This window comes from Micrococcus sp. HSID17227 (genome assembly GCF_003989405.1).
Taxonomy (GTDB): Bacteria; Actinomycetota; Actinomycetes; order Actinomycetales; family Micrococcaceae; genus Micrococcus; species Micrococcus luteus.
Genome location: NZ_RBLN01000029.1, coordinates 1 through 16,104 on the forward strand (window position 1 = coordinate 1; position 16,104 = coordinate 16,104).

At 72.1% G+C, this 16,104-nt stretch carries 16 protein-coding genes and 1 pseudogene; 2 read left to right on the forward strand and 15 right to left on the reverse strand.

The genetic code is table 11. The features are described from left to right. From D8M29_RS03210 to paaZ, 3 genes and pseudogenes are all read right to left on the reverse strand, one after another. A pseudogene (locus D8M29_RS03210) lies at positions 1 to 319 on the reverse strand (hypothetical protein); the annotation flags it as partial. A gap of 115 nt (positions 320 to 434) precedes the next feature. Next, entirely contained in the window at positions 435 to 1,367 is a 933-nt protein-coding gene (locus D8M29_RS03215; RefSeq protein WP_127435345.1) for a 3-hydroxyacyl-CoA dehydrogenase, read from the reverse strand. Positions 1,368 to 1,505: 138 nt separating this feature from the next. Continuing rightward, on the reverse strand, positions 1,506 to 3,626 hold the full coding sequence (paaZ, locus tag D8M29_RS03220) for a phenylacetic acid degradation bifunctional protein PaaZ (protein ID WP_127435344.1): 2,121 nt from the start codon (positions 3,624 to 3,626) through the stop codon (positions 1,506 to 1,508). A gap of 277 nt (positions 3,627 to 3,903) precedes the next feature. Here paaZ and D8M29_RS03225 point away from each other — a divergent pair, with 277 nt between their 5' ends. After that, positions 3,904 to 4,896, forward strand: a complete 993-nt coding sequence (locus D8M29_RS03225) for a DUF559 domain-containing protein (RefSeq protein WP_095695022.1) — start codon at positions 3,904 to 3,906, stop codon at positions 4,894 to 4,896. A gap of 183 nt (positions 4,897 to 5,079) precedes the next feature. Next, positions 5,080 to 5,517, forward strand: coding sequence for an aspartate 1-decarboxylase (panD, locus tag D8M29_RS03230; protein WP_127435342.1), 438 nt, complete (start codon positions 5,080 to 5,082; stop codon positions 5,515 to 5,517). A 23-nt stretch (positions 5,518 to 5,540) separates the two neighbouring features. Here panD and D8M29_RS03235 read toward each other — a convergent pair whose 3' ends face one another. The 12 genes from D8M29_RS03235 to paaA form a co-directional block, all read right to left on the reverse strand. Beyond that, positions 5,541 to 6,035 carry an SRPBCC family protein gene (locus D8M29_RS03235; protein WP_127445790.1) on the reverse strand — a complete coding sequence of 165 codons (495 nt, stop codon included), beginning with the start codon at positions 6,033 to 6,035 and terminating at the stop codon, positions 5,541 to 5,543. Further along, positions 6,035 to 6,163, reverse strand: coding sequence for a hypothetical protein (locus D8M29_RS14360; protein WP_255420486.1), 129 nt, complete (start codon positions 6,161 to 6,163; stop codon positions 6,035 to 6,037). The genes D8M29_RS03235 and D8M29_RS14360 overlap by 1 nt, the downstream gene beginning before the upstream one ends. A 121-nt stretch (positions 6,164 to 6,284) precedes the next feature. Further along, the gene (locus D8M29_RS03245) at positions 6,285 to 7,172 is read right to left on the reverse strand and encodes a 3-hydroxyacyl-CoA dehydrogenase family protein (protein WP_127435150.1); all 888 of its coding nucleotides are present in this window, start codon (positions 7,170 to 7,172) and stop codon (positions 6,285 to 6,287) included. 8 nt (positions 7,173 to 7,180) lie between these two features. Then, the gene (locus D8M29_RS03250; RefSeq protein WP_127435151.1) at positions 7,181 to 7,966 is read right to left on the reverse strand and encodes an enoyl-CoA hydratase/isomerase family protein; all 786 of its coding nucleotides are present in this window, start codon (positions 7,964 to 7,966) and stop codon (positions 7,181 to 7,183) included. Between the two features lie 4 nt (positions 7,967 to 7,970). Further along, complete coding sequence (locus D8M29_RS03255; protein WP_102708659.1) at positions 7,971 to 9,188, reverse strand: thiolase family protein; 1,218 nt, start codon at positions 9,186 to 9,188, stop codon at positions 7,971 to 7,973. 290 nt (positions 9,189 to 9,478) lie between these two features. Continuing rightward, positions 9,479 to 10,837 (reverse strand): MFS transporter, encoded by a 1,359-nt coding sequence (locus D8M29_RS03260; protein ID WP_127435152.1) that lies wholly within the window; start codon positions 10,835 to 10,837, stop codon positions 9,479 to 9,481. 231 nt (positions 10,838 to 11,068) lie between these two features. Next, positions 11,069 to 11,854: an enoyl-CoA hydratase/isomerase family protein gene (locus D8M29_RS03265; protein ID WP_049146507.1), complete on the reverse strand. Its 786-nt coding sequence runs from the start codon at positions 11,852 to 11,854 to the stop codon at positions 11,069 to 11,071. A 31-nt stretch (positions 11,855 to 11,885) separates the two neighbouring features. Continuing rightward, complete coding sequence (gene paaE, locus D8M29_RS03270) at positions 11,886 to 13,055, reverse strand: 1,2-phenylacetyl-CoA epoxidase subunit PaaE (protein ID WP_127435153.1); 1,170 nt, start codon at positions 13,053 to 13,055, stop codon at positions 11,886 to 11,888. Then, positions 13,055 to 13,564, reverse strand: a complete 510-nt coding sequence (gene paaD / locus D8M29_RS03275; RefSeq protein ID WP_098094236.1) for a 1,2-phenylacetyl-CoA epoxidase subunit PaaD — start codon at positions 13,562 to 13,564, stop codon at positions 13,055 to 13,057. Before paaD ends, paaE begins: the two co-directional genes overlap by 1 nt. Continuing rightward, entirely contained in the window at positions 13,561 to 14,394 is an 834-nt protein-coding gene (paaC, locus tag D8M29_RS03280) for a 1,2-phenylacetyl-CoA epoxidase subunit PaaC (RefSeq protein ID WP_127435154.1), read from the reverse strand. Before paaC ends, paaD begins: the two co-directional genes overlap by 4 nt. Beyond that, complete coding sequence (paaB, locus tag D8M29_RS03285; RefSeq protein WP_020624884.1) at positions 14,391 to 14,693, reverse strand: 1,2-phenylacetyl-CoA epoxidase subunit PaaB; 303 nt, start codon at positions 14,691 to 14,693, stop codon at positions 14,391 to 14,393. The genes paaC and paaB overlap by 4 nt, the downstream gene beginning before the upstream one ends. A 3-nt stretch (positions 14,694 to 14,696) precedes the next feature. Continuing rightward, positions 14,697 to 15,704 (reverse strand): 1,2-phenylacetyl-CoA epoxidase subunit PaaA, encoded by a 1,008-nt coding sequence (paaA, locus tag D8M29_RS03290; RefSeq protein WP_095347246.1) that lies wholly within the window; start codon positions 15,702 to 15,704, stop codon positions 14,697 to 14,699. Between the last annotated feature and the right edge of the window lie 400 nt (positions 15,705 to 16,104).

Here is a 16,104-nt window from a genome sequence, read left to right on the forward strand (position 1 = left end):
TCACCTCGGACCCCGGCCCCGCGGCCCGCTGCACGGCGGCCTGCACCGCCAGGGTCCGCTGCCCGTCCAGCGCGGGGGGCATCTCGAGGGACAGGCTGCTGGAGGCGGAGGCGCTGGCCGTGCTCTCCGCCGCGCCCGTGCTCTCCGTGGAGCTGCTGGCCGCGGGCGACGTGGACGCGGACGAGGCCGCCGTCGTCGCGGACGACGCCGACGACGGGGCGGAGGAGGAGGGCTCTGCGCCGCCGCCGCCCGCGCATCCGGTGAGGGCGAGTGCGCCCACGGCGAGGGCGCCGAGCAGGGGGAGTCGGGGGGTCGTCATGGCCCGACTCTACGTGCGCTGTGACGGATGCCACAAGGAAGCGGCGGGGGCATGCGTCGGGGCCGCCCGATGCGTGGTGCGCACCGGACGGCCCCTGATCCGTCAGTCGAGGAGGTCAGCCGAGCGGGGTGTCCTTGTCGCCCAGGTTCCAGTCCTCCACCGGGCCGAGGTTCTCCCCGTCCGGCCCGTAGCGGTAGAAGCCCTGGCCGTCGGCCACGCCGCTGTGGCCCTCGGCGATGCTCTTCTCGAGCAGCTCAGCGAAGCCGAGCTGCCAGTCGACGCCCGTGTTGCGGGAGACGTTGGCGGCCACGTGGAAGCCCACGATGTCATAGGTCTGGAACGGGCCGCGCTCGTTGCCGGTGGCCACGCGCCAGGTGCGGTCGATGTCCGCCGGGTTGCCCACTCCGTGCATGTACAGCTTGGAGCCGGCCTGGAGCCACGGGATGAGCAGGGAGTTGAGGAAGTAGCCCGGGATCTCCTTGCGCACGTGCACGGGGACCATGCCGGTCTCCTCGGCGAACTGCAGGGCTCCGGCGACGGCCTCCGGCGAGGTCTTGGGGGTGCCCATGACCTCGGCGGTGTTCTGCGCCCAGATGCGGTTGGCGTAGTGCAGGGCCAGGAAGCGCTCCGGATGGCCGCTGGCGTCGGCGAAGTCCGAGGGCAGCAGGGAGGAGGTGTTCGTGGCGAACAGGGTCGTGGCGGGGGCGAGCTCGCCCACCTGGGCCCACACCTTGCGCTTGAGCTCCAGGTTCTCCGGGACGGCCTCGACCACGATGTCCGCATCCGCCAGGGCCTCGCCGAGGTCCGAGGTCGGCGTGATGCGGGCGATGGCCTCGTCGAAGCGCTGCGGGTCGTAGCCCTCCCCGAGGTCTGCCTCGTAGCCCTGGCGGATCCACGCCCAGCGGCGCTCGATCCCCTCGAGGGCGGCGGGGACGGCGTCGTAGGCCATCACCTTCTTGCCGTGGTACGCCGCCTGCATGATGATCTGCGAACCCAGCACACCGGTGCCCAGCACGGCGACCTGATCGAAACGGGTGAACTCGGACATGTATGTCGACCTTCTTCTCTCGCGGTCCGAATGGGACGCCCAGGTGAACGTCCCGGGCACGCTCCTTGTTCCCGGGGACGACGACGGGCCACCCGGTGCGCGGCGGGCGCACGGGACGGCCCGTCGGGGCGGGGAGGCTCAGCCCTGGGAGGTCTCGGACGGGGCCATCGGCCAGGTCTTGGCCACGAGCGTCAGCACGTCGTACTGGGCGCAGAGCTCGTCCTTCTGGTTGTGGATCCGGCAGTCCCAGGCCACCTCGCCGTACTCGTCGCTCACGCGCGGGGTGATGCGCTTGGCCGTCAGGGTCACGCGGATGGCGTCGTCGTAGGTCACCGGCGTGATGAAGCGCAGGTTCTCCAGGCCGTAGTTGGCCAGCACCGGGCCCGGATCCGGGGCCACGAACAGCCCCGCGGCCCACGAGACCAGCAGGTAGCCGTGGGCCACCCGGCGCGGGAAGAACGGGTTGGCCATGGCGGCCTCCTCGTCCGTGTGGGCGTAGAACCTGTCCCCGGTCTCCTCCGCGAAGGCGGTGATGTCCTCCAGGGTGACGGTGCGCAGGCCGGAGGCGAACTGGTCGCCCACCGTCAGCTCGGCCAGGGACTTGTAGAACGGGTGCACGGCGGTGCCGGCCTCCACGTCCTCGCGCGTCACCGTGTGGGCCGCGGCGCCCTGATGCCACACGCCGGTGATGGCCGTGAGCATGTCCGGGGAGCCCTGGATCGCCGTGCGCTGCATGTAGTGCTTCACGGCGCGGACCCCGCCGAGCTCCTCGCCGCCGCCGGCGCGGCCGGGGCCGCCGTGGATCAGCACCGGCACGGGGGCGCCGTGACCGGTGGTGGTCGTGGCGGTCTGGCGGTTCAGGACGTGCACGCGGCCGTGGTGGGCGCCGATCCCGGCGGTGAACGCGCGGGCGGTCTCACCGTCGTTCGTGGCGACCGTGGCCACGAGCGATCCCGACCCCAGGGCGGCCAGGGCCACGGCGTCGGCCACGTCCGTGTAGCCGATCACCGAGGTGACCGGGCCGAACGCCTCGACGCTGTGCACCTCGGGGGTGCGCGCGTCCTCGAAGGTGAGCACCGTGGGGGCGAAGAACGCGCCGGACTCGGCGTCGGCGTCGCCGGTCGAGCCCTCGGGGCCGCCGAGGCGGACCTGACCGCCGGCGTCGACCAGGCGCTGCACCGCGCCGCGGACCTCGCTCTGCTGCTCCTTCGAGGCCAGGGCGCCCATGGTGGTGCCCTCGACGCGCGGGTCGCCCAGGACGACCTTCGCGGCCAGGCGCTCGGTGAGGGCGGCGGTCACGGCCTCGACCCGATCCTGCGGGACGATCACCCGGCGGATGGCCGTGCACTTCTGGCCGGCCTTGACCGTCATCTCCTGGAAGACGACCTTCACGAACGCCTCGAACTCGGGGGTGCCGGGGGCGGCGTCGGGGCCGAGGATGGCGGCGTTGAGGGAGTCGGTCTCCGCGGTGAAGCGGACGCCGCCCTCCTGCACGTTCGGGTGCTTCTTCAGGGTGGCCGCGGTGGCGGCGGAGCCGGTGAACGCGACGTGGTCGCGGTAGTCCAGGTGGTCCAGCAGGTCGCGGGCGGAACCGGAGATCAGCTGGATCGAGCCCTCGGGCAGCACGCCGGACTCGAGCATCAGCTCGACGCACTTCTGCGTGACGTAGCCGGTGGGGGTGGCCGGCTTGACCACGGTGGGCACGCCCGCGACGAAGGCCGGGGCGAACTTCTCGAGCATGCCCCACACGGGGAAGTTGAAGGCGTTGATCTGCACGGCCACGCCCGGGATGCGCTGGTAGATGTGCTCGCCGATGAAGGAGCCGTCGCGGGAGAGGGGCTCCACGTCGCCGTCGATGATCACGGTGGAATTCGGCAGCTCGCGGCGGCCCTTGCCGGAGAACGTGAAGAGGGTGCCGATGCCGCCGTCGACGTCGAAGGCGTGGTCGCGCTGCGTGGCGCCGGTGGCGAAGGAGACGTCGTAGAGCTCCTGGACGCGGGAGTTCAGAAAGAGCGCGAGCTCCTTGAGCTTGAGGGCGCGCTCGTGGATGGTCAGCGCGCCCAGGGCCTGCTGGCCGACGGTGCGGGCGTGCTCGATGGCGGCGGCCGTGTCGAGGCCGTCGGTGGAGACGCCGGTCAGGCGCGCGCCGGTGTTCGCGTCCCTCACGTCGGTGACCTTGGACGGGTGCGACGGCGTCCACCAGCTGCCGGCGACGTAGCTGGGGAGGATCTCCGGGAGGGAGGGGGCGGTGACGGTCACGGGGGCTCCTGGTGTCGGGGGCGCGGACGAGTCCCGACCGATCGGTCGGTTATTGGTCCTCACCCTAGCCGAGACGTGCATCACGCGGGAGGGGGAGCCGGGCGGGTGACGCCGTCGTCGTGGGGAGGGCCTGGCGGCGCCGCCCGTGGCGCCGAAGCCCGCAGACGCGCCGCTACGGCCAGGACGTAGCGGCGTGTCTGCGGGCCTCGGTGGGGCGTCGTCCACAGATCCCGGCGGACGACGACGGCGGCGCGCCCGGATCGGGCACGCTCGGCCCATGCCCCGCTCGCCCGCGCCCCTGCCTCCGATGCGCTGCGGACTGGACGGCCTCCTCCGCGCTCCGACGGTGTTCTCGACCCCGGCCGCGCGCGAGGCGGGCGTGAGCGCGGCCCGGCTGCGGCGCGGGGACGTGGTCTCCCTCGGCTGGGGGCTCTGGGGCCTGCGCGGCGTCGCACCGGACCCCATGGATCATGTGCGGGCACTGCAGGATCTGCACCCCGAGGGCGTGTTCAGCCACGTCACGGCCGCCCGGGTGCTCGGCCTGTGGTTGACCGGGCCGCTCGCCGCCGACCGGTCCGTGCACATCGCGACCCCGCGCGGCCACGGCACCGCGTCGAGCCGGGCCGGGATCCGCTCACACCGCCTCCGCGCCGACGCACCGGTGCGGATCGTGGACGGGGTGCGTGTGACCGCACCGGGGTGGACCTTCGTGGACCTCGCCGCGCACGCCGGGCCGCTCGAGCATCTCGTCGCGCTGGGGGACAGCATGGTTCGGACCGCCCCGACGGAGGCCCGCCGCCGTCGGCTGCCTCCCGGGGTGACGGACGTGGCCGAGCTGCGCGCCGCCGTCGAGGAACGCGGACGGGTGCGCGGGATCCGTGCGGCCCGGGAGGCGCTGGAGCTCGTGCGCCCCGGGGCCGACTCGCCGCAGGAGAGCCGGCTGCGGGCGCGGCTCGTCCTGGACGGCGTCCCCGAGCCCGCAGTGAACCCGTGCATCCGCCTCGCCACGGGACAGCGGCTCCGCGTGGATCTGGTGTGGGCGGAGGCCAAGGTGGCGGTCGAGTACGACGGCGATCAGCACCGCACGGATCGCCGGCAGTGGCGTGAGGACCGCGAGCGGGACGCGGCCCTGCGCGCGGAGGGGTGGGAGGTGATCCGGGTGACCGCCGACGTGTTCCGGCCGGGGCACTGGGAGCTCTTCGTACGGCAGCTGCGGGGCCTGGTGGCCGCGCGGACCCCGCCGGGCCGAGTGCCGCCGTCGTGGATCTGACCCGCCCAGGCCCGCAGACGCGCCGCTACGGCCAGGACGTGGCGGCGTGTCTGCGGGCCTCGACGAGAGGGGCGGGAGCCTCGGGCCGGCGTCGGCCCCTGCCCCTCGTCTCCGGACCGGCGTAGAATCGAGCACCGGTCCCCTCGGACCCGCCCCACCCCCTCATCCGGAGAGTTCTGCCGCATGCTGCGCACCATGTTCCACGCCAAGATCCACCGGGCCACCGTGACCCAGGCGGACCTGCACTACGTGGGCTCCGTGACCGTGGACCAGGACCTGCTGGACGCCGCGGACATCCTCCCGGGCGAGCTCGTGTCCATCGTGGACGTCACGAACGGCGCGCGACTGGAGACCTACACCATCGCGGGCGAGCGGGGCTCCGGCGTGCTCGGCATCAACGGCGCCGCCGCCCACCTGGTGCATCCGGGGGACATCGTCATCCTCATCGCCTACGGGCAGATGGACGACGACGAGGCTCGCAACTTCCAGCCCAAGGTCGTCCACGTGGACGCGGACAACAGGATCGTCGAGCTCGGCGTCGACCCCGCCGACGGCCTCCTCGACGGCGTCGCCCGCCCGCCGCTGTCCCGCGAGTGGAACGAGGCCCAGGCCGAGGTCTGAGCCGGCCCGAGCGCGCCGGGCCGTCATGGACGAGTCGTTCGAGCAGGATCAGCGGTCGGCACGGCCTTGGCCCCGAGCGCCCGACGCGCGGAGTGCATCGCGGCCGCGTGGCTGAGGCCCATCGCGGCGCGGGCGCCCGGCACGCGGGCCACGGCGCGCATCCACGACGAGGTCAGCACCACCTCCTGCTCCCACACCACGATGCAGTGCGTCGCGTGTCCGGCCGGGGCGCCGTCGTCGTGGACGGTGACCCGCACGGTGCCCGTCAGATCCCCGCTCAGGTGCGCGACCAGAAGGCCGCGGGCGCGGTCGTCGATGAGACGTTCCATCGTCAGACGCACCGGCACGAACCCGCGCAGCCGGACCGCGGCGCGGTCGGGGCCCAGGCGATGGGCGCGCGGGACGGCCGGCCACCAGCGTGGGTAGCCGGCCGGGTCGGCGAGCAGGGCCAGCACGGACCGGGCGTCCGCGGGGACGGCCCAGCGGTGGGTGAAGCGGAAGGGGCGGTCGACCGACATCAGACCCGGCCGAAGATCTCGGGGTCCACGGGGCGCCGGGTGCGGGGGAGCCAGAGCCGCTGGTCCAGGTGATGGCCGGGCGTGTTCGCCACGGGCAGGGCCGTGCGCAGCAGCGTGGGCTCGTCCATGCCCGCCACGTTAGCCGCGCCCGCCCCGCCCCCGCACTTTCGAACGTGATATCGGGGGAATGGGCGCTTTCGAACGGGAGATAGGGCCTATCTCACGTTCGAAAGCGCCTGCCCCGGGGGCTCAGCGGTAGTCGAAGAAGCCCTTGCCGGACTTCCGGCCGAGCTCGCCGCGGGCCACCATGTCCCGCATGAGCTGCGGCGGGGCGAAGCGCTCACCCAGCTGGGACTCGAGGTACTCCGCGATGCCCAGGCGCACGTCCAGGCCCACGATGTCGGTCAGCGCCAGCGGGCCGACCGGGAACTTGTAGCCCAGCACCATGGCGGCGTCGATGTCCTCGGGGGAGGCTACGCCCTCCTCGACCATGCGGATGGCCTCGAGCGCGATCGCCACGCCCAGGCGCGACGAGGCGAAGCCCGGTGCGTCCTTGACGACGACGGGGGTCTTGCCGAGCCCGCGGACCCACTCGGTGGACAGGGCCTGGAGCTCCGCACCGGTCTGCTCGCCGATCACGACCTCCACGAGCTTCGAGGCGGGCACCGGGTTGAAGTAGTGCAGGCCGCAGAAGCGCTCGGGACGCTGCAGGTGCGAGGCGATCTCGTCGATGGACAGGGAGGAGGTGTTGCTGGCCAGCCAGGCGTCCTCGCGCAGGTGGGCCTCGACGTCGGTGAGCGCCTCGATCTTCACCTGCATGTCCTCGAACACGGCCTCGACCACGAGGTCGCAGCGGGCGAAGTCGGCGCGGTCCACGGAGACGGTCAGGCGCTGCGCCCACTCGTCCAGGTCGCCGTCGATCTTGCCGCGCTCGAGGGAGGCGGCCAGGTCGGCCTCGATGCGCTCCTTGGCGGCCTGGGCCGACTGCGGGTCGCGCTCGACGACGACCACCTCGGACGAGCCGGAGACGAGGAATGCGTGGGCGATGCCGCCGCCCATCCGGCCGCCGCCGAGGACGCCGACGACGGCGGGCACGGAGGACGGAGCGGTGTCAGGGGTGTGCTGCTGATCGGTCATGTCAGTCCTCACTTCTTCTTGCGGTCCAGGAACGCCTGCATGCGCTCGAACTTGGCCTCGGACTCGAACAGGATGGCCTGCGCGATCTCGTCCACGTGGGGGTGGGCCTCGCGAGGGAGGTGGAAGACGCGCTTGGACAGCCGCACCGCCAGCGGGTCCTGCTGCGCGATGCGGTCGGCGAGGGCGTCGGCGGCGTCGAGGAGGGCGTCCGGCTCGTGCAGCTCGGTGACGAGCTTGAGCTCGAGGGCCTCCTGCGCGTCCAGGAGCCGTCCGGCGAGCAGCAGCTCGAGGGCCACCGGCTCACCCACCAGCTCCTTGAGCCGCCACTGGGCGCCCGCAGCGGCCGTGATCCCCAGACTCGTCTCGGGCTGGCCCATCTTCAGCGCCGGGGTGGCGATGCGGAAGTCGGCCGCGTAGGCCAGTTCCGCGCCGCCGCCGAGGGCGAAGCCGTCGATCGCCGCGATCACGGGCATGGGCAGCCGGTGGATGCGGTCGAAGACCTGCGAGTTCACACCGCGCAGGGCGTCGTCGCGGCGGCGCTCGCGCAGCTGTCCGATGTCCGCGCCGGAGGCGAAGATGCCGGAGAACGTCCCCGGCTCGCGCTTCGACTCCACCTGTGTGCCCGAGATGATCAGGATCTTCGGCTCGCGTTCGAGGTGGGCGCAGAGTTCGTGGAACTCGTCGACCATGGTCTGGTCGATCGCGTTGCGCACGCCCGGGCGGTCCATGCGCGCGTGGACGCGGTCCTCACGCTCCTCGACGCGCAGTGCCGTGAAGTGGCTGAAGCCGGTCATCTGCTCAGACCCTCTCGACGAGCATCGCGGAGCCCTGGCCCACGCCCACGCACATCGTGGCCAGGCCCCTGTCCGCGCCCTCACGCTCCATCCGACCGAGCAGCGTGACCACGAGACGCGACCCCGAGGAGCCCAGCGGATGGCCCAGGGCGATCGCGCCGCCGTCGGCGTTGACGGTCTCCGGGTCCAGACCGAGGCGCCGCATCGAGGCCAGGGACTGGGTGGCGAAGGCCTCGTTGAGCTCGACGGCGCCCAGGTCCGCCACGGACCAGCGGGAGCGCTCGAGGGCCTTCTCGGTGGCCGGGACGGGGCCCAGACCCATGATCTCGGGGGCCAGGCCCGCCGAGGTGGACTCCACGACGCGGGCCCGCGGGGTCAGGCCGTACTTCTGCGCGGCCCGCTCGGAGACGACGAGGATCGACGAGGCGCCGTCGTTGAGGGAGGAGGAGTTGCCGGCGGTGACCACGCCGTCCTTCTTGATGATCGGGCGCAGGCCGGCGAGCACCCCGGGGGTGGAGCCGGGGCGGGGGCCCTCGTCCGTGTCCACGATCGTCTCGGCGCCCTTGCGGCCCGTGACGACGACGGGCACGATCTCGTCCTCGAAGCGGCCGGCCTCGATGGCGGCCAGCGCACGCGCATGCGAGCGGGCGGCGAAGGCGTCGGCGTCCTCGCGGGTGATGCCGTCCACCTCGCCGACCTCCTCGGCGGTCTCCGGCATGGAGAAGGTGAACTTCTCCCCGAACTCGCCGTCCGCGAAGCGCGGGTTCACGAAGCGCCAGCCGATCGCGGTGTCGAAGGCCGCACCGGGCTTGGCGAACGCCGTCGTCGGCTTCTCCATCACCCAGGGGGCGCGGGACATCGACTCCACGCCGCCGGCCACGACGACGTCGGCCATCCCGGAGCGCACCATCGCGGTGGCGATGCCGATCGCGGACATGCCCGAAGCGCAGAGACGGTTCACGGTGATGCCCGGGACGGTGTCCGGGAAGCCGGCCAGCAGCCAGGCCATGCGGGCGACGTTGCGGTTCTCCTCGCCCGCGCCGTTGGCGTTGCCGAGGATGACCTCATCCACGACCGACGGGTCGATGCCGGCGTCCTCGACCACGGCCTTGACGGTCAGGGCGGCGAGGTCGTCGGGGCGGACGGAGGAGAGGGCGCCGCCGTACTTGCCGACGGGCGTGCGGCGACCGCCGACGAGCAGGGCTTGGGACTGTGCGGACATGGAGACTCCTTGAGTGACCGACGACGGGGCGGGCGCGGCGAATTACCGACCGTGCGTTCAGGTTCAGTATTCCGGGCCGGTGTGACGGGGGTCAACTGCGGGGCGGGTGTGACGGGACAGGGACGAGCCCGCGCGGAGGCCCGCAGACGCGCCGTTACGTCCCCGAGGTAGCGGCGTGTCTGCGGGCCTCGGCGCCGGTCCGGTCGCCCACGACGACGGCGCGCCCTTCCGGAGGAGGACCCGCCGTCGTCGTGGGGTGGGGACGGGCGGAGCCCGTCAGACGGGCCGGATCAGGCCGGGACCACCGGGTGGGAGCGGGTGGCGACGACCTGCTCGTCGTGCAGCTCGCGGTCCTGGATGCCCTTGGGGACGAACAGGACAGCGATGAGCGAGATCGCGGAGATCACGATGATGTACCAGGCCACGTTCTCCCAGCCGGTCTTCACGAGCTGGTCGGCGAGCAGCGGGGCGAAGGCGCCGCCGATGATGGTGCCGAGCGCGTAGCCGATGGAGACGCCGGAGAAGCGGACGCGGGCCGGGAACATCTCGGCGTACATCGCCGACTGCGGGCCGTAGGACGGACCCAGGCCCAGGGTCAGGACGAACAGGCCCAGCGAGAACAGCGGCAGAGACGCGGTGTTGAGCAGCCCGAACAGCGGGAAGGCCCAGATGATCAAGAAGCCGTAGCCGAGGACGAAGGTCAGCTTGCGGCCGATCTTGTCCGAGACCCAGCCGCCGAGCAGGGTGAAGATGAACCAGCCGACGCCACCGACGAGGCTCGCGATGAGCACCTCGGAGGAGGTCATGCCCAGACCCTTCGGACCGCCGTACTTCGAGAACCACGCGATGAGCAGGTAGCCGACGCCGTTGTTCGCGGCGAAGATCACGGCGGCGAGGATGACCTCCTTGGTGTGGTGCCGGAAGAGCTCGCCCAGCGGGGCGGACTCGTCTACCTTGAGCTGCTGCATCTCCTTGAAGACCGGGGACTCCTCCACGGCCTTGCGGATCAGGTAGCCGACCACGATCAGGATCACGGAGATCAGGAACGGGATGCGCCAGCCCCAGGTGAGGAACTGCTCCTCGGACATGGTGGAGCGCACGATGAACAGCACGCCGGTGGCCAGGATCATGCCCAGCGGCACGCCGATCTGCGGGGCGGAGCCGAACAGGCCGCGCTTGCCGTGGGGGGCGTGCTCCACGGACAGCAGCGCCGCGCCGCCCCACTCGCCGCCCGCGGACAGGCCCTGCAGCAGGCGCAGCGCCACCAGCAGGATCGGGGCCCACACGCCGATCTGGGCGTAGGTGGGCAGCAGGCCGATGAGGGTGGTGGCCAGGCCCATGCCGATCAGCGTGAGGGACAGGACGAACTTGCGGCCGAAGCGGTCGCCGAGGTGGCCGGCGATGATCGCGCCGAGCGGGCGGATGAGGAAGGAGATGCCGAGGGTGGCCCACGCGGCGATCTGGGAGCCGTTCTCGCCCATCGGCTGGAAGAAGAGGGCGGCGAAGACGAGTGCGGTGGCCTGGGCGAAGATGAAGAAGTCGTACCACTCGATGGTGGTGCCGACGACGGTGCCGGCGATGACCTTGCGCTCCTCGCGGCGATCGCGCCCGGGGGCGGGCGCCGCGGGGGATGCGACGGTGTGGCTCATGGGTGCTCCTGGGATGCGGGGCGGCGGCCGGCCGTGAGACGGCGGCGGGACGGTGTGGTGCCCGACCGATCGGTCGGGAAGTGACACCCGTCACCGTATACGATCCTCTGTGACTCACGCCACGATCCGGGCTGATGACGGGAATGTGACGCGGCCGGGCCGGGACGACGACGGCGCCGCGCCCCTCGCGTGAAGGGTGCGGCGCCGTCGTCGGTGGCGGGGTGCGGCGGCTCAGCCGCGGCCGGTGAACTCTGGCTTCCGCTTCTCCTGGAAGGCCTGGAAGCCCTCGGCGTAGTCGGCGGTGCCGCAGAGCTCGCCCTGGGCGATGTTCTCCGCGTCGAGGGACTCCCACAGGCCCACGCGGTGGTCACGGACCTGGGCCACGAGTTCCTTCGACGCGCGGAACGCGAGGGTCGCGCCGGAGGCCACCTGGGCGACCTTCGCGCGGGTGAACTCGAGCAGCTCGTCCGCGGGCAGGGCCCGGGAGAACAGCCCGGCCTGGACGGCCTCGGCGCCCGAGAGGAGCTCGGCCGTGTAGATCAGGTCCAGGGTGCGGTGCGCGCCCAGGCGCTCGGTGAACAGCCAGTGGCCGCCCGAGTCCAGGGTGGCCCCGAGGTTCGCGAACGGCGAGCCGATCTTCGCGTCCTCGGCCACGTACACCACGTCCGTGGCGATCGCGAGGCCGAGGCCCACGCCCAGGCAGGCGCCCTGCACCGCGGCGAAGGTGGGCACCGGGATCTCGGACATGGCCCGCAGCACCGGGGTGACCCTGTCCCGCAGGTAGGCGGTGGCGTCGTCCTCGGCCGGGACCACGGCGGAGATGTCGCGGCCCGCGCAGAAGCCGCGGCCCTCGCCGCGCAGCAGCACGGCCCGGACCTCGCCGGACTCGACGCCGGCGGCGGCCCGCTCGTAGGCGGCCTGGAGTTCGGCCAGCGCGGCCTCGTCCAGGGCGTTCATCCTCTGGGGGGCGTCCAGCACGATCTCGGCGACGCCGTTCTCGACGGTGATCTCGATCATCGGGGGCTCCTTCGGTCTCGTGGGCGGGCGCTCAGGCGTCGAAGTCCAGCGTGATCGAGTCGGAGGTCGGGCGGGTCTGGCACGTGAGCACGTAGCCCTTCTCCACCTCGTCCTTCTCGAGCGCGTAGTTCTCGTCCATCTCGTACGCGCCGTCGACGACCTTGGCGCGGCAGGTGCCGCACACGCCGCCGGCGCAGGCGAAGGGCACGTCCGAGCGGACGCGCAGCGCGGCGTTGAGGACGGTCTCGTGGGCAGACGTGGGGGACTCGACCTTGGCGGTGAGGCCGTCGAGGTTGAACTCGATGGTCACGTTGTCGCCCTGCGGGTCCACCTCCACCACGCGGCCGGAGTGGCCCTGCGGGTTCTCCGGGCGGCCGGTGGTGAACAGCTCGAAGCGCACGTCGTCCTCGGACACGCCGCGGGCGGCGAGCGTCTCACGGGTGAGCTGCACGAGCTCGAACGGGCCGCAGAGGAACCACTCGTCGGTGCCCTGCACGTCGATCACGCGGTCCAGGAGGGTGGTGAGCTTGTCCTCGTCGATGCGACCGGAGAGCAGCGGGGACACGCGCTGCTCGCGGGAGAGCACGTGGTGCACCGTGAACCGGGCCGGGTACTTGTCCTTGAGGTCGCCGATCTCCTCGGCGAACATCACGTCCATGGCGGAGCGGTTCGCGTAGACCAGGTCGAAGCGCGAGGTCTCGGAGGCCGCGAGCACGGCCTTGGCGATCGCCATGATCGGGGTGATGCCCGAGCCGGCCGCGAACGCCACCAGGTGCGTGTCCTTCTTCTCCGCGACCTTCTCCGCCGCCACCCTCTGGGCGTCGTTGAGGGAGGTGACGTGCGTGCGGGACGTGAACGCACCCTGCGGGTTCATCACGTCGATCCTCTCGCCGACCTCGAGGCTCTCGTTGGCCCATGTGGAGAACCTGCCGCCGATGTCCTTCTTCACGGCCACGCGGATCTCGCCGCGCTTCGGGACGGCGCAGATCGAGTAGGAGCGGCGCACCTCGGCGCCGTCGAGCTCCTTGCGCAGGGCCACGTACTGACCCGGCACGTAGTCGTAGTCGTCGGCGAGCTCCTCGGGCACCGCGAAGGTGACCTCCACGGAGTCGTCGGTCAGGCGGCGCAGCTCGGACACCTCGAGGGTGTTGAACGTGGCGCGGCGCTTGCCGGTGGTGGGGGCGTCGGTGGTCTCGGTCATCAGTGCACCTTGAAGTAGTCGAAGGGCTCGAGGCACTCCCGGCAGGTGTAGAGGGCCTTGCAGGAGGTGGAGCCGAAGCGGGTGATCTCGCGGGTGTTCAGGGAGTGGCAGCGCGGGCACTTCACGGCCATGCCGATCCTGATCGGGCCGTCCGTGGTGCGCGCGACGGGCGGGGCGATGCCGTACTCGTTGAGCTTGGCCTTGCCCTCGTCCGTCATCCAGTCCGTGGTCCACGCCGGCTGGAGCACCAGGCGCACCTCGGCGTCGGGGAATCCGGCGCGCCCGAGCGCGCGGGTGACGTCCGTGGTGATGGTGTCCATGGCGGGGCAGCCGGAATAGGTGGGCGTGATGACGACGACGGCCCTCTCGCCCTCGACCCGTGCCTCCCGGAGGATCCCGAGGTCCGCGATGGACAGCACGGGGATCTCCGGGTCGTGCACGGTGGAGGCCGCATCCCAGACCCGCGCGTCGGCGGGATCGGCGGGGCGCAGCTCGCTGGCGGTGGTCACCAGGTCGCTCCCGGGTGACGGCGCGCCAGGGACTGCATCTCCGCGAGGATGTACCCGCGGTACTCGCTCATGGCGCCGGAGCGGTCGCCGCCGCGGGCGGTGCCCGTCGTCGGCACGGTCAGGCCGGCCTCCTCGATGGCCGCGCGGATGCGGGTCATCGTGGGCTCCTCCAGCGACGACGGCAGCACGGCGACGCCCTGCTCGGCGAGGGCGCGGACGACGTCGTCGTCGTGGAAGAGCTCGGCCACGTAGGGCCACAGCTCGTCCAGGCCGCGCTGCATGCGGCGCTTCGACTCCTCGGTGCCCAGGCCCAGGCGCTGCAGCCACAGGGCGGCGTGGTCCTGGTGGTACAGGACCTCCTTGAGGGCCTTGTCCGCGATGGCGGCGAGCGTGGGGTCCGTGGACTCGCGCAGGCGGGTGTACAGCTCGTACGAGTAGTACGAGTAGTACAGCTGGCGGGCGATGGTCTTGGCGAAGTCGCCGTTCTCGGCCTCCACGAGGCGGACGGAGCGGAACTCCTCCTCGTCGCGGAAGTACGCGAGCTCGTCCTCGGTCCTGCCCCACGCGGTGCCGGCGTAGGAGAGGAGGAAGCGGGCGTGGCCCACGAGGTCCAGGGCGATGTTGCCCAGGGCGATGTCCTCCTCGAGCTCCGGGGCGCGCGAGATCCACCAGGACAGGCGCTGGCCGAGCATCAGGGCGTCGTCACCGAGGGCGAGGGCGTAGCGGGCGACGTCGTCGCTCGCCTTCTGCTCGCCGGCCGCGATCTCCTCGGCGGTGATGGCCACACCCGCGGAGTGCCTCGTGGCGGAGTCGTTGGTCGCGAAGCTCACAGGTGCGGCACCCCCTCGGACTGCTGGTAGTAGGTGGCGTGACGGTAGGACTTGCCCTGCGCGGACTCGAAGAAGCCGCCCTTGGAGTCCGGGTCGGAGGCCGCGATGGCCTCGGCCGGGACGACCCACACGGAGGTGCCCTCGTTGCGGCGGGTGTACAGGTCACGCGCGTTGCGCAGCGCCAGGGTGGCGTCCGGGGCGTGCAGCGAGCCGGCGTGCACGTGGGAGAGGCCGCGGTTGGCGCGGACGAAGACCTCCCACAGGGGCCAGGCGTGGGAGGCGGCGGTGGTCTCGCTCATGGGTCAGGCTCCGATCAGGTGGGTCTCGGCCGGCGCGTTCTGCTCGGCCTGGCGGCGGGCGTAGGCGGCGGCGGCCTCGCGGACCCAGGCGCCCTCCTCGTGGGCCTGGATGCGGCGGGCCATGCGCTGGGTGTTCATGGGGCCGTCGCCCTTGATCACGGACATGAACTCGTCCCAGTCCAGCTCGCCGAAGTCGTAGTGGCCGCGCTCCTCGTTCCACTTCAGGTCCGGGTCCGGCAGGGTGAGGCCGAGGGCCTCGGCCTGCGGGACGATCATGTCCACGAAGCGCTGGCGCAGGTCGTCGTTGGAGAAGCGCTTGACCTTCCAGGCCATGGACTGGCGGGAGTTGGGGGAGTCCTCGTCCGGCGGGCCGAACATCTGCAGGGCCGGGCCGTAGAAGCGGTCCACGGCGTCCTGGGCCATCTGCTTCTGCTCCGGGGTGCCGTGCGAGAGCTCGTAGAGGATCTCCCAGCCCTGGCGCTGGTGGAACGACTCCTCCTTGCAGATGCGCACCATCGCGCGGCCGTACGGGCCGTAGGAGGCGCGGCACAGCGGCACCTGGTTGCAGATCGCGGCGCCGTCGACGAGCCAGCCGATCGCGCCCATGTCCGCCCAGGTGCGGGCCGGGTAGTTGAAGATCGAGGAGTACTTCGCGCGGCCGGAGAGCAGCTGCTCGTTCAGCTCGTCCCGCGGGGTGCCGAGGGTCTCGGCGGCGGAGTACAGGTACAGGCCGTGGCCGGCCTCGTCCTGGACCTTGGCCATGAGGATCGCCTTGCGCTTCAGGGAGGGGGCTCGGGTGATCCAGTTGGCCTCCGGCTGCATGCCGATGATCTCGGAGTGCGCGTGCTGGGAGACCTGGCGGGTCAGGGACCTGCGGTACGCCTCGGGCATCCAGTCGCGGGGCTCGATGCGTGAGTCCTCCGCGATCAGGCGATCGAAGTTCTCCTGGCCGGCCGCATCCTCGGGGGACGGGACGGAGGCCAGGTGCTGGGGGGAGCTGGTCTGCGTCATGGGGATCACCTCACGCTGAGTGCGGGCTGGTTCCGTGGTCAGGGCGCACCGGGGCGCATCGAATTACTGACCGCTCGTTCAGAATAGGCCAGGGTGTGACCTCGGTCAACACGCCGAAGCCGGCGCGACCCGGGTGCGACGCGGCCGCCGGGACGGTGCGAGAGGGTTGGCTCCTGCACAGGCGTCCCGACGGCGTCCCCCATCCCCGGATCGCCCCTCGCCGCAGTCGCGGGGCCCGGGCCCTCCCTACGGTGGCCGCATGTCACCCCTCATCGGACCTCAGCAGATCGCCACGGCCCTGCGGGCCGTCGGACTCGACGACGACGCCGCCCGCCTGGTCGCGTGGGCCGACCCCGCCCGTCGCGAGCGGGAGGCCGCCGAGCAGGCACTCGCCGACCTC